The organism is Methanosphaera sp. WGK6, assembly GCF_001729965.1.
GTDB lineage: Archaea > Methanobacteriota > Methanobacteria > Methanobacteriales > Methanobacteriaceae > Methanosphaera.
Genome location: NZ_JRWK01000006.1, coordinates 101,062 through 113,813, shown reverse-complemented (window position 1 = coordinate 113,813; position 12,752 = coordinate 101,062). Strand labels below are relative to the sequence as shown.

The following is a 12,752-nucleotide window of genomic DNA, read 5'->3' as shown; positions in this document are numbered from 1 at the left end:
AATAGGTGACAAATTGAATCAAGAACGAGAATTAAAAGATGAAGCCCATACGAATGAAAAAATAGATTTAATTAGAGGCGATCCAAAAGTAGCTATTCGGGCAATAGCTTGGCCAATGATTTTAACACTAGTATTAAATATGATTTACAATATGGTTGATCGTATTTGGGTTGCAGGATTAGGTTCAGATCCATTAGCAGCTCTTGGATTTGTAACACCTCTTTTTATAATTATTGGTGGATTAGCAAATGGATTTGGTGCAGGAGCTAACTCATTAATTTCAAGATATATTGGAGCAAAAAATACTCCTGAAGCTAGTAATAGTGCATTACATGGTGTATTAATAGCATTAGTGCTGTCCATACTTATTCCTATCATATTATTACCAAGTCTTAATGGATTACTAAATATTATGGGTGCAAGCAGTGTATTAAGTTATGCTAAACCATATGCAACAATTATTATCATAGGTTCATTTACAATAATATTCAATGGTATATTATCTAGTGAATTAAGAGCAGAAGGTGATGTTAAAAGAGCAACCATTGCTTTAGCTTTCACAGGTATATTAAATATGATTATAGATCCAATATTTATATATACATTAGGATTAGGAGTAAATGGGGCTGCAATAGCAACAATCATATCTGCATTTGTAGCAACCGCACTTATGATTTATTGGATGTTTATTAAAAAAGACACATATGTTACTTTAACCAAACAAGCATTTACATATAGTAACAAAATTATGAAACAATTAATCGCAGTAGCATTACCTGCAAGTCTTGAACAATTAATCATATCATTAATATCAATAATATTAAATGCATTAATTGCAATGGTTGCAAGTACTGTAATAGTAGCTGGATTTACAGCAGCATTCAGTATTGTACAAGTAGGAATGATGACTTCTGTAGGTATTGGTACAGCTGCAATTACAGTTGCAGGAGTAGCTTATGGTGCACGTGACTTTGATAAAGTTAAAACAGCATGTCACTATTCAATAAAACTATCCATGATTGTAGCTATACTAATTGTAATAATAATGGAAATATTTGCTCCACAGCTTGCATTACTCTTTAGTTATTCATCAACAAGTGCAAATCTGGGACCAATAATTTCAGAAATATTAAGAATTGTTGCGTTATTCTTAGTAGCTATACCTATAGGTTTATGTTGTGCAAATGTATTCCAAGGAATAGGAAAAGGAACAATTTCATTAGTATTAACATTATTTAGAGAATTAATATTAGTCATAGTATTTGCAGTATTATTCATCTTTGTATTAGGTATGGGCCATTATGGTGTATATTGGGGTATGGTTCTTGGTTCAGCAATTGGATCTATCCTAGGAATAATAGTATTTGAAAGTTATTTAAAAAGAATAATTAAATTAAATAATTAATTTATTTATTAACTATTCTTTTTTTTGAATAAAAATTAATAATAACATTCAATAAATGTGGTACTATGCGTCTTCCAACTGATTTTACAATGGAAAATATTGATAATTTTCCTGTGAGTTTTATATTTTCAACAATAAGTAGACAACATTCAATATATTTAAAACATGAATTAGAACCATATACAATCGCTGTAGGAGAATATCCTATTATAATGAGTTTATATCATGAAGATAAGAAAACACAAAAAGAACTTGCAGATGCATTTCATATAACAGAAGGAACTATTGCTAGAACAGTTCGACATTTAGAAGATAAAAAATTAATTGAAAGAGAAATCAATGATAGAAATAGACGTCAAAACTTTGTTTATCTTACAGAAAAAGGTACTCTTATAGCACAGCACATTGAAAATATGGAGAATGAATGGCAAGAGAAATTATGTGATTTCTTAAATAATGAAGAAATCATGAAATTTAAGCAAATACTTTATCAACTTACAATAAATTCTATTGAAATTAATGAAAAATATTAGAATTATTCTTAATCCTCTTTTTATTTTTATAAAAACAAGCACTACTTCTTATTTTTGAATTATTATAAAAAAATAATATAACTTAAAAAAAACAAATCATATAATTAATAATGGATAAAAAGGAATAGTTCTATGATTGAAGAATATAATACAGTTATAAAGAATCCAAGAAAAGTTATTACTCGTTTTGCATCATGTTATCCTAATATATATCGTGTGGCTATGTCTTCAATGGGTTATCATATAATCTATGATTATCTTAATGCTCGTGAAGATATATACTGTGAAAGAGTAATTTATCCTCAAACGAAAAGTATAGAAACAAGATCAGACTTATCTGATTTTGATATTGTTAGTTTTACTCTTCAATTTGAACAAGATTTCTTTAACATGATAGATATGTTAAAACGTAGTAATATTCCATTAGAAAGTAAAAATAGAAAAGGTAGTGATCCATTAGTTATAGCTGGAGGACCTTGTGCTTCATCTAATCCATTACCAATATCCAAATTTATAGATTTGTTTATTATTGGAGATGCAGAAGTTATTTTAGATCAAGTTATTGATGTTAGAAGTGATACAAATAATCCTCGTGAAGACATATATGATTTTTTAGATATTCCAGGGGTTTACAGACCTGGTGAACCAGTTAAAATGCAACAAGTAAAGAGTATGAAAGATGCATGGAGACCTATTTATCAAATAGTTACAAAAACAGATGATAAAAAATTTGAACCTGCCTTTGGTAGTGATGCATTTCTTTTAGAAGTTTCTCGTGGTTGTACTAGAGGTTGTAGATTCTGTATGAGTGGATGTATGTATAGACCTCGTAGAGAAGTACCTTTAAATACTTTAATAGAAACTGCTATTAAAACAAGACAAGTTACAGGTCATAACAAAGTTGCTCTTTTAGGTGAAGCTGTTAGTGATTATAGTAAAATTGAAGAATTATGTTGGGAACTTACACAAGAAGGTTTTCAAATAGCAACACCATCTCTTAGAGTTGAATCTATTTCAGATGAACTTCTTGAAATACTTAAAAGTAGTGGTCTTAAAACAATAACTATTGCACCAGAAACTATAGAAAAACAACGCTGGAAACTAAATAAACCTATGACTGATTCACAAGTATTAAATACAATTGATAGGGCTATATCACTTAAACTAAAAGTTAAAATGTATCTTCTTTTAGGAACTCCTGGTGAAACTACTGAAGATGTAATGAATTTAATAAACTTTATTCGTAATATCACATCTAAAGGAGTGCGATACAATACACTAACAACAAGTGTAAATCCACTTATACCCAAACCACACACGCCTCTACAATACATGAACTTTGACTATGATGATTTACATCAAAAATTCAAGAAATACAGTCCTAGATTAAAATACAGACACAAACAAGAAAACCTTAAAAAAGCAACAATACAATATGTTCTAACAAATAGTGGAGCAGAATTAAATAATCTACTAAAAATAGGAAATAAAATAGCTTTTAAAGATTGGTATAAATTAGCAGGCCAACTAAATAAAATAAAACAAAAAGAAAATTATACACTACCCTGGCATGAAATTGATGTGGGAATTAAAAATTCATTCCTTAAAAAAGAATATGAAAAAGTAAACAACAGTGAAATAACACCATGGTGTGAAAGTGATGGATGTTATAATTGTGGCTCATGTAACTAGTAAAAAAATGGAGATGACAAAAAAATGCAATATGGAGCAAATAGAGTAAAAGATATTAACTTATCCCAAGTACGTAAAATGTTTGAACAAGCTAGTCCAACAGCAATTAATTTAGCTCTTGGAGAACCTGATTTTGATACACCAAAACATATTATAGATTCACTTAAAGATGCATTAGATACAAAATATACTCATTACTCTCAAAATAAAGGAGAACCTGAATTAAGAGAAGCAATATCTAAAAAATTAGCTAAAGATAATGATATTAATGTATCTGATGATGATATAATAGTTACAGTTGGTGCAAGTGAAGCATTGTACACAAGTATTCAAGCACTGATAAATCCAAATGATGATGTACTCATACCTGATCCTGGTTTTTTATCCTACAAAGAATGTGTTACATTATCTGGAGCAAATAGTATTCCTGTAAAATCAAGTGCAGAAAATGGATTTAAAACAACTATAGAAGATGTTGAAAATAGTTTAACTGAAAATACAAAGGCAATTATTATTAATTCACCATGTAATCCAACAGGTGCTGTAATGGATAAAGAAAATATTAAAGCAATATCTGATCTTGCTAGTGATAAAGAATTTATCATATTTTCTGATGAAATATATGAAAAAATAATTTATGGTAAAAAACATTATAGTTTCCAAAAATACACAGATAATGCTGTTACAATAAATGGTTTTTCAAAATCTTATGCTATGACAGGCCTACGTATTGGTTATTGTGCAAGTAATCATGAAATAATTGATGAAATACTTAAAGTACATCAATATAATGTAGCATGTATTGATACACCTACACAAAGAGCATGTATCACGGCATTAAATAGTTCACAACAATGTGTAACAGATATGACTAATGAATTTAGAAAAAGACGTGACTTAGTTGTTGAATCATTGAATAATATGGGATTAGATTGTATTATGCCTGATGGTGCATTTTATGTATTTTTCAAACATGACACACCTGAAGCATTTGTAAAAAAAGCTGTTAAAGAAGATGTTATTCTTGTTCCAGGTGCTGCATTTGGTAGTATGGGTGAAAAATATATTAGATTATCTTATGCTCAAAGTTATGAAAACTTAGAAGAAGCTATGAGAAGATTAGAAAAAATAGTATAATTATACTATTTTTTAAAAAATATTTTTCTTTAATTCCAATCACTGAGTTTATTAGCTATTTTTCTTAATTTTTCTATTATATTATGAGTCATTTCCTGATTTTCTTTATATAAATCAATTTTTTCTTGATATATTGTAACTAAAGGTAAACATTCCTCGAAAAAATCACTATCTAAGTATTGTGATCTATAGAATTTAAGTGAACGTTTATTAGTTCCAATATTTCTTTTACAATTATCAATATATTTTTTTAGAGTTTCTTCTTCTTCAAAAGCATCTTGTTTTATTTGAACATAGTTTTGATATACTTCGTTGATATTACTTTTAAAATATTTTGGAAGGTTTTCTTCTGTTACTGAGAAATCTTGCATACTATCTGTGATAAAATGTTCTAATTCATGATAAAATGCATCATAACCATTAGAAGCTCTTATTAATTCTTCATGTTCTTCTCTTATTTTTTCAATTTCTTTTGTTTCTGTTTTAATTTTTCCTTCGATTTCTTTTTTAATTTTGGATAAAAATGCTTTTTTTGCTTCTTCAGACATGATAATCACTCATTAATTAAAGTCATGTGAAAATAGATTTTTCTAATTACTTATTTATGTATATGAATTAAATATTAAAAAAAATTTATCAAAAAAAATAATTATTAAAATTAGTTTAAAATTGAATTAAAAGTTTATAAAGCGCCGAGGCCGGGATTCGAACCCGGGTGGGCATCTGCCCAGTGGCTTAGCAGGCCACCGCCGTACCAGGCTGGGCCACCTCGACATACATAACAAGTTATTTTATAGTTTATATTTCATTACATTTATAATTAACTGTTAATATTTTTTTAATAACGGCATGTGATTGGATGGACATACCTCATAAAAATAGGTTATCTAAATCCATAACTCCACCCCGCTAATCCATAAACATCAGTTGTCTAAAACAGAGCTGCTTCTTTCCAGACCTGACCCATTCAAATAGTTAAGATAGTTTAATTTAACCCTACAGTTAAACTTCTACCACCGCTAATCCTACGGGACGAGACTTCTACATTACAGAAATAGGCCTATTAGTATTTAATATGCCTCTCCAAAAACTTCGGTTGCTCCATATAGAGGATTTGAGCTTACAAGAGACCACTAGCCTCCCAACCTAGCCTAACATTAATTATATATGTTAAACTTAATAAAGTTTTTCATAATTATGAATGATTAATCAAAAAAAATTGTAGGGAGAAATACCTAAACAATACAATATACTAAATAATAAATAGTTTATTAGACTGCTATAAGATAATAGTATTAAATTAATGTATTATGAATATCTATAGAAAATAGTAATAATCTTAAATGTAATATAATATATTAATGAAAAATGGATGTTTATAATATGAGAAATATAACTTTGATTTGTATAACTGTAGTTATTCTAGTTATAATGATTTGTGGAACAATAGTAATTATATCAAATAATACATCCAATAACACAACACAGGACAAATTAACTACTAATAATACATCAAGTATGTATACTAATTCTAGTTCTAATTCTAAACAACAAGTTAATAATAAAATTGTAGGTAATACTATTCATAATGGTCCTAAAAACTATACTCATCTTGGTTGTGGAGGTCATATAATTTATAATGGTGAAGATGGTGTTTGTTCTAAGTGTAGAGCAGAATTTGAAGGAGATTATGTGGTTTCCTATTAAAAGAAATAAAGTGATTAAATGAAAAATAAGAGTTTAATAATTATATGTATTACAGTTATTTTATGTGCAGCAATTATATCTATAACAGCAATAATGATAACTGATAATAATCAAAATAATGTAAATACTAGTACTGAAAAACAAGTTTCATCTAATTCTACTAATTCTGAAGGTAGTGTTGGATCTTCAGAGAGTAGTATTTCATCAGAATCCACATCAACAAGTCAAACAACTGCTGCTTTTAGAATAAAATCTGCAAAATTTTATTCAGATGGTAATCCAAATACTGGGGAAAAAGCAACAATTAATGTTGGCTCAGAACATGCTGGGGAAACAATTGATGTGATGACTTACTATTATAGGGGAAATTCACGATTAAATTATCCTACGAGTTACACAACATTAGTAGTAAATTCTAATGGAGAAGTTTCACTTACAGATACAACACCCATGCCAAAATACCCTAGTAAATGTCATATTGATATAATGTATCGTGGCTCAACATATACTGCAGATGCTTCTATTGGAACATATAAAGGAACTCAAACAATTACTTTTTAAATAAATGATTGAAAAATCATTTTTACTTTTAAACTTTTTAAAAAAGAGATATACTTTTTAATACGGCTTATTTTGAAAAATAAATTAATTTTTATGAATTATTTTAAAGATTGAATATAATTAATTAACTAAATTTTATATGTTAAGATAAATAAATATTATTGTAATACAGTTATAAAAGAATATTATAAAAAAAATGAGGAAAATAATAATGAATCATGCACAGTTTAAAAAAGAAAAGGATTTAACATATAATAAAGTACCAGTACATGAATTAATTAATTTTAATAAAAATCCTGAAAACTCTGTTAAAGTTTCTGTTGTAGTTCCTGTATGTAATACTGAAACATACTTAAGACAATGTCTTGATAGTGCTATTAATCAGACCATGAAAGAAATTGAAATTATATGTGTTAATGATGGATCAACAGATAATTCATTAAATATTCTCAAAGAATATGCTCAGAAAGATAGTCGTGTGAAAATAATTGATAAAGATAATGCTGGTTATGGTCATGTAATGAATATTGGAATGGATATGGCTAGTGGTGACTACTTAGCAATTCTTGAAAGTGATGATTATATATTACCTGAAATGTTTGAAAGATTATATGAAGTATCTGTTAAACATGATTTAGATTTTGTTAAAAGTGATTTTTATCGTTTTTATGGTAAGAATGATTCTATTGTAACAGAATATGAAAAAATAGCTCGTGATGATAAGAATTATAATGTTATTATAAATCCTTCTGAAAATCAGGATGTTTTTAAGTTTATTATGAATACATGGTGTGGAATTTATAAAACTAGTTTTATTCGAGAAAATTTAATTAGACATAATGAAACACCCGGTGCATCATTTCAGGATAATGGTTTCTGGTTTAAAGCAAATGTGTTTGGAAAAAGAACAATGTATCTACCTGAAACATTTTATATGAATCGTAGAGATAATCCTAACTCTTCTGTGCATAATCCTGAAAAAGTATACTGTGGAAATACTGAATATAATTTAATTTATGATTTTCTTGTTTCAGAAAATAAAAAAGATGAGTTTTTAGAAGTATATAATTACAAAAAATATCACACTTACCTAAATTTCACATTAAAAAGAATTGCTCCTGAATACAAAAAAGAATATATAAATAATATTTCAAAAGAATTTAAAGAATTTAATAAAAGAAATGAATTAAAATTTAAATTCTTATCACCTATTGAAATAAATAATGTTAAATGGATTATGAGAGATCCTGATGAATTTTATTATGAATTTGTGAAAAAAAGCATAGCAGTTTCTGTTATTCTACCTGTATATAATGTAGAAAAATATTTAGAGAAATGTTTAGATTCATTAATAAATCAAACATTGAAAAATATTGAAATTATATGTATAAATGATGGATCAACAGATAATTCATTAGAAATACTAGAAAAATATCAAGCAATAGATCATCGTATAAAAATATTTAATCAAGAAAATAAAGGAGCAGGTGTTGCTCGAAACTTAGGTATTATGTTAGCTCAAGGAGAATATTTATCATTTTTAGATTCAGATGACTTCTTTGATAAAGATATGTTACGACTAGCTTATAATCAAGCAAAAAATTACAATACAGATATATGTATTTATGAATCATTTTTATATGATAATCTCTCTAAAAAAGAAGAAAAATGTACATATTCTATTAAAAAGAATCAACTCCCTAAAAAACATGTTTTTAATAGAAGAGATATTAATACAAATATCTTTAAAAATATTATGGGATGGCCTTGGGATAAATTATATAAAACAAGTTTTATTTTAAATAATAATCTTAAATTCCAAGAACAAAGAACAACTAATGATATGTACTTTGTATATGCATCATTACTTAAAGCAGGACGTATATCCATACTTAAAAAACCATTATATTATCATAGAAAAAATGATAATAACTCTTTATCAAATACTAGGGAAAAATCATGGGATTGTTTCTATTATGCATTGATGAAGTTAAAACAAGAATTAAAAGATATGAATTTATATGAAGAATATTATCAATTTTTCATAAACTATGCATTACATAGTTGTTTATGGAATATTAATACATTAGATGAAACTATTGGTGAAAAATTATTTTATAAACTACGTGACGAATGGTTTGATTCATTAGAGATTAATGGGCATGATGAAGATTTCTTTGAAAATAAGTATGAATATAATCAGTATTTAGAAATTATTTCATCACCTGTAAATATAAGTGAAGATTATTCAGCATATCTTTTATATCACTGGAAAAAAAAGTATAGTTCAATACATTTAGATAACATTGATGAAATACTTATTGAACTTAATGATAAAGAAACTTTAACAATTAAAGAACTTAAAGAGGAATTAAAATCAAATAAAAAGAATGTTGTAACTCCTAAAGAGTTAAAAAATGTTAAAAATCTAGAACATTCTCAAGAAGTATTATATGAAATTAGAGATTCAAAATCATATAAACTAGCTAGGGCTATGTCCCTGATTCCTAGAAAAATAAGAGAAAGGATAAGAAAATAATTCTTCTTACATACTAATTTTTTTACCTCAAAAATTTAGTTAATTTCCAACTATTGGATGTTAATATATCTTGTCTAATTTTTGTTGAATGTATTTTTTCTGAGTTTAACTTTTTAAGATTATTTTTTAAATTAATATTTTCTCGTTTTAATTCCATGTAATCAAATTCTTCATGTGTTTCAGAAATTAATACCTCTAAAAATATTTGTTTAAATGGATTTTTTATATTATTTATGAAATCATGATATAATTGAGTATTATTAAATATTTTCATAAAGTCCTTTTTCATTTCATTGAAAAATAATTCTTTGTATTCTTTTTTTATATTATTATATCTAAATAGATATATACTCATCTTTTTTTTATATAATATTTTTTTATATTTTTCAAATAAATTAAATTCTTTAAATACATCCCATACAAGATTATATATTTTAATAGAATTTAAATATCTTTCATCTCCATTCATTGTCGATGAATTAGAATACCATCTTCTTTTGAATAAGAATTCATTATGGAAATAGATTTTTTTTGAATTAAATAAGACTTTCCAAAAAAAATACATTATCATCAAATATTAATCCTTCAGGAAATTTTATGTCATATTTATTAATTAATTCTCGTTTATATAATTTATTCCATGGAGTAACAGGTATTGTGAATATTAAATCATCAATATCATTATAGTTGAATATATTATCTTTAACTTTTTGATGTAATTCCAACATATTATAATTTTTTGATTCATAATATATTCCTTTTTCATCATCATAGTTTATTGCTTTAAATAAAACAAAATCAACATTCTTTTCTTCAGCTAAATTATATGTATCTTCAAGAGCATTTAATTCTAACATATCATCAGAATCCATTAAGAACAAGTATTTCCCATTTGCCATGGAAATTCCTTTATTGGTTGCTACAGCATGTCCCTGATTTTCTTGAGATATGACTTGTATACGTTTATCATTTTTACTGAAGTCATTTAAAATATTTAATGAATTATCTGTTGATCCATCATTTATACATATAATTTCAATATCTTTAAATGTTTGATTAATAATTGTATTTAAACAGGATTCTAAGTACATTTCAACATTGTATACTGGAATAATTACTGAAATTTCAACCATGATATTTCACCTTTGTAATTTTTTTAGTTTTCTTAGAGGTTTTGTAATTTTCCAACTAATAGATGACATTAATTCATCATTTTCTTCTTTTAAATTAGATACTTCTCTTGTTAATTTATCTATTTTATTGGATAATTGATTATTTTCATTAGTTAAATTTTTAATTTTTTTAGTAAAATCTTCATTTTTTGAATCAAAATTATTTTCTGAAATTATTTGGAAATATTGTTTTAAAATATTATAATTAATATTATTTTTCTCAGTATTACTAGCTAATATTTCTTCTTTTATTTTATGTTTATTTTTTGAAAATATTGTTGTATCATTTAAATTAATTAATTTTAATCTTAAAAATAATATTTCTTCATCAATTGTATTAAAAAGACTTATATTATAATTAAAAACGTTTCTTATTATTTCTAAAAAATCAGAATCATTTTTTTTATCAAGTTCTTTGATAAATGCGTATAATTTTTCTTTATAATTATCAGAAATTACATTAAATTGATTATTTTCAAGTATAGTGAATGTTTCTTTGAAATGTTTAAAATAATCTACTTTTTTTTTCATAGGAGTTTATTTTTGCATTAGCTCCTCCATTATTTGAATAATTATAACCATATAAATCTATTGGAACTGTATAAATTTTACTTATTTTAGTTAAAATTTCTGCTAGAAAAACAGGATCTTGGCCTCGTTTTAAATCTGGAAATAATATTTTATTTTCATATAATAATTCTTTTTTAAAAATATTTTTATAAAATGCCCATGGAATTCCATAATCTTCAGGTAAAATAAATCCATATTTATCAAAATAGGTGTAATTTTTATGTTTATAATTAAAATTATCTTCAAGAGTACCATCATCAGCAACTCTTTTAAGATTACCTCCAACCATATCTGCATTATTTTCAGTACCATATTTATACATTAATTCTAATGCATTTTCATCTACAAATATATCATCAGCATCCAAAAATGCAATATATTCACCAGTTGCCTCTTTAATTCCATTATTTCGAGCTTTACCGGAACCTTGGTTTTCTTGATTAAATATTTTTATAAAATCATACTTTTTAGATAATTCATGTAATTTATCTAAAGTATTATCTGTTGATCCATCATTAACACAAATTAATTCAATATCATTTAGTGTTTGATTATATAAACTTTGGCATGATGTATCTAGAAAGTTTACTCCATTGAAAACGGGCATTATAACTGAAACTTTAACCATGACTTTTTTTTCTCCAATAATTTTTTAATATATGTATAGTATTTATAATTATTCTGATAAAAAAAACTTTTTAAAAAAAAATAGGATAAAATTTTAAAAAAATAATCTATTTATAATTAATTTATTATTTGAATATTACTTAAAGCAATAATAAAAAATCAAACAATTCATTTAAAAATAAGACTAGTATGGAATATTATTTTAATTAAAAAAAACAAAAATATTAAATGTTTTAACTAATAGTTATGGATATAATAATATGAATAGAAAAATCATATTTAGTTGTTTAATTTTGATAATATTGGTTATAATAGGATTATTCTATATTAGTAATAATTATAAAGCAAGTAGTGATATTCCAAGTATAAATTCAAATTTACAAAAGGGAAATGAACATTATAATACAATAGTTAATAGTATAAACGAACAAAAATATTCTGAAGCTAAAAAAGAGAGTGATACAACTTTAGAATATTATAGTAAAGCTAAAAATAATACTCAAAAAGCGCTGAATAAGGCAATGAAACAAAACAATTCAATTCAAATTAAATACTTAAATTACACACTTGATGAAATAAATATGAAAATAAATGCTACTTATGAAATAAGAAGTGGAATTAACTTAATTAATCCAGATAATCTCTCAATATCTGAAAATCATTTTCAGACATCAAACCAATTAATGCAAAATGCAACACAATATACTGATAAACGTAACCAGTTAGAAAAACAATATCCTGATAAATTCATAGATTGAACTTATCAAACAAGAATAAAAATTATATTTTTTATTCAAAAAGTAGGAGAA

At 25.3% G+C, this 12,752-nt stretch carries 13 protein-coding genes, 1 tRNA gene and 1 other RNA gene; 8 read left to right on the top strand and 7 right to left on the bottom strand.

What is annotated here, in order from left to right:
• The 4 genes from NL43_RS04665 to NL43_RS04650 form a co-directional block, all read left to right on the top strand.
• Window positions 1–1,405 (top strand): MATE family efflux transporter (locus tag NL43_RS04665; protein WP_371325643.1); only part of this gene is annotated, 1,405 nt, incomplete at its 5' end.
• 65 nt (window positions 1,406–1,470) lie between these two features.
• The gene (locus NL43_RS04660; protein WP_069592880.1) at window positions 1,471–1,938 is read left to right on the top strand and encodes a MarR family winged helix-turn-helix transcriptional regulator; all 468 of its coding nucleotides are present in this window, start codon (window positions 1,471–1,473) and stop codon (window positions 1,936–1,938) included.
• Between the two features lie 132 nt (window positions 1,939–2,070).
• Window positions 2,071–3,630: a radical SAM protein gene (locus NL43_RS04655; RefSeq protein WP_069592879.1), complete on the top strand. Its 1,560-nt coding sequence runs from the start codon at window positions 2,071–2,073 to the stop codon at window positions 3,628–3,630.
• 24 nt (window positions 3,631–3,654) lie between these two features.
• A complete protein-coding gene (locus NL43_RS04650; RefSeq protein WP_069592878.1) occupies window positions 3,655–4,767 on the top strand; it encodes a pyridoxal phosphate-dependent aminotransferase in 1,113 nt (370 codons plus the stop codon).
• A 29-nt stretch (window positions 4,768–4,796) separates the two neighbouring features.
• Here NL43_RS04650 and NL43_RS04645 read toward each other — a convergent pair whose 3' ends face one another.
• The 3 genes from NL43_RS04645 to ffs all read right to left on the bottom strand — a co-directional run bounded on the left by NL43_RS04645 (window position 4,797) and on the right by ffs (window position 5,924).
• Window positions 4,797–5,315: a hypothetical protein gene (locus NL43_RS04645; protein ID WP_069592877.1), complete on the bottom strand. Its 519-nt coding sequence runs from the start codon at window positions 5,313–5,315 to the stop codon at window positions 4,797–4,799.
• A 142-nt stretch (window positions 5,316–5,457) separates the two neighbouring features.
• Window positions 5,458–5,541 (bottom strand) — tRNA-Ser (locus NL43_RS04640).
• 68 nt (window positions 5,542–5,609) lie between these two features.
• An RNA gene (gene ffs, locus NL43_RS04635) (signal recognition particle sRNA) lies at window positions 5,610–5,924 on the bottom strand.
• 226 nt (window positions 5,925–6,150) lie between these two features.
• Here ffs and NL43_RS04630 point away from each other — a divergent pair.
• The 3 genes from NL43_RS04630 to NL43_RS04620 all read left to right on the top strand — a co-directional run bounded on the left by NL43_RS04630 (window position 6,151) and on the right by NL43_RS04620 (window position 9,574).
• Window positions 6,151–6,474 (top strand): hypothetical protein, encoded by a 324-nt coding sequence (locus tag NL43_RS04630; protein WP_069592876.1) that lies wholly within the window; start codon window positions 6,151–6,153, stop codon window positions 6,472–6,474.
• Between the two features lie 18 nt (window positions 6,475–6,492).
• Complete coding sequence (locus NL43_RS04625; RefSeq protein WP_069592875.1) at window positions 6,493–7,035, top strand: hypothetical protein; 543 nt, start codon at window positions 6,493–6,495, stop codon at window positions 7,033–7,035.
• 211 nt (window positions 7,036–7,246) lie between these two features.
• Window positions 7,247–9,574, top strand: coding sequence for a glycosyltransferase family 2 protein (locus NL43_RS04620; protein ID WP_069592874.1), 2,328 nt, complete (start codon window positions 7,247–7,249; stop codon window positions 9,572–9,574).
• 22 nt (window positions 9,575–9,596) lie between these two features.
• On the opposite strand, the gene NL43_RS08230 is transcribed toward NL43_RS04620, so the two are convergent.
• The 4 genes from NL43_RS08230 to NL43_RS04600 form a co-directional block, all read right to left on the bottom strand.
• On the bottom strand, window positions 9,597–10,043 hold the full coding sequence (locus tag NL43_RS08230; protein WP_143741319.1) for a hypothetical protein: 447 nt from the start codon (window positions 10,041–10,043) through the stop codon (window positions 9,597–9,599).
• A 67-nt stretch (window positions 10,044–10,110) separates the two neighbouring features.
• Window positions 10,111–10,707 carry a glycosyltransferase family 2 protein gene (locus NL43_RS08225; RefSeq protein ID WP_069592872.1) on the bottom strand — a complete coding sequence of 199 codons (597 nt, stop codon included), beginning with the start codon at window positions 10,705–10,707 and terminating at the stop codon, window positions 10,111–10,113.
• A gap of 6 nt (window positions 10,708–10,713) precedes the next feature.
• On the bottom strand, window positions 10,714–11,277 hold the full coding sequence (locus NL43_RS04605; protein ID WP_069592871.1) for a hypothetical protein: 564 nt from the start codon (window positions 11,275–11,277) through the stop codon (window positions 10,714–10,716).
• Complete coding sequence (locus NL43_RS04600) at window positions 11,252–11,944, bottom strand: glycosyltransferase family 2 protein (RefSeq protein WP_069592870.1); 693 nt, start codon at window positions 11,942–11,944, stop codon at window positions 11,252–11,254. The genes NL43_RS04605 and NL43_RS04600 overlap by 26 nt, the downstream gene beginning before the upstream one ends.
• Window positions 11,945–12,203: 259 nt before the next feature.
• On the opposite strand from NL43_RS04600, the gene NL43_RS04595 reads away from it, so the two are divergent.
• Window positions 12,204–12,701, top strand: coding sequence for a hypothetical protein (locus tag NL43_RS04595; RefSeq protein WP_069592869.1), 498 nt, complete (start codon window positions 12,204–12,206; stop codon window positions 12,699–12,701).
• The last annotated feature ends 51 nt before the right edge of the window (window positions 12,702–12,752 follow it).

Coding starts and splice junctions, on each gene's coding strand:
- NL43_RS04660 (WP_069592880.1), top strand. CDS start 1,471: ATGCGTCTTCCAACTGATTTTACAATGGAAAATATTGATAATTTTCCT.
- NL43_RS04655 (WP_069592879.1), top strand. CDS start 2,071: ATGATTGAAGAATATAATACAGTTATAAAGAATCCAAGAAAAGTTATT.
- NL43_RS04650 (WP_069592878.1), top strand. CDS start 3,655: ATGCAATATGGAGCAAATAGAGTAAAAGATATTAACTTATCCCAAGTA.
- NL43_RS04645 (WP_069592877.1), bottom strand. CDS start 5,315: ATGTCTGAAGAAGCAAAAAAAGCATTTTTATCCAAAATTAAAAAAGAA.
- NL43_RS04630 (WP_069592876.1), top strand. CDS start 6,151: ATGAGAAATATAACTTTGATTTGTATAACTGTAGTTATTCTAGTTATA.
- NL43_RS04625 (WP_069592875.1), top strand. CDS start 6,493: ATGAAAAATAAGAGTTTAATAATTATATGTATTACAGTTATTTTATGT.
- NL43_RS04620 (WP_069592874.1), top strand. CDS start 7,247: ATGAATCATGCACAGTTTAAAAAAGAAAAGGATTTAACATATAATAAA.
- NL43_RS08230 (WP_143741319.1), bottom strand. CDS start 10,043: ATGAATGGAGATGAAAGATATTTAAATTCTATTAAAATATATAATCTT.
- NL43_RS08225 (WP_069592872.1), bottom strand. CDS start 10,707: ATGGTTGAAATTTCAGTAATTATTCCAGTATACAATGTTGAAATGTAC.
- NL43_RS04605 (WP_069592871.1), bottom strand. CDS start 11,277: ATGAAAAAAAAAGTAGATTATTTTAAACATTTCAAAGAAACATTCACT.
- NL43_RS04600 (WP_069592870.1), bottom strand. CDS start 11,944: ATGGTTAAAGTTTCAGTTATAATGCCCGTTTTCAATGGAGTAAACTTT.
- NL43_RS04595 (WP_069592869.1), top strand. CDS start 12,204: ATGAATAGAAAAATCATATTTAGTTGTTTAATTTTGATAATATTGGTT.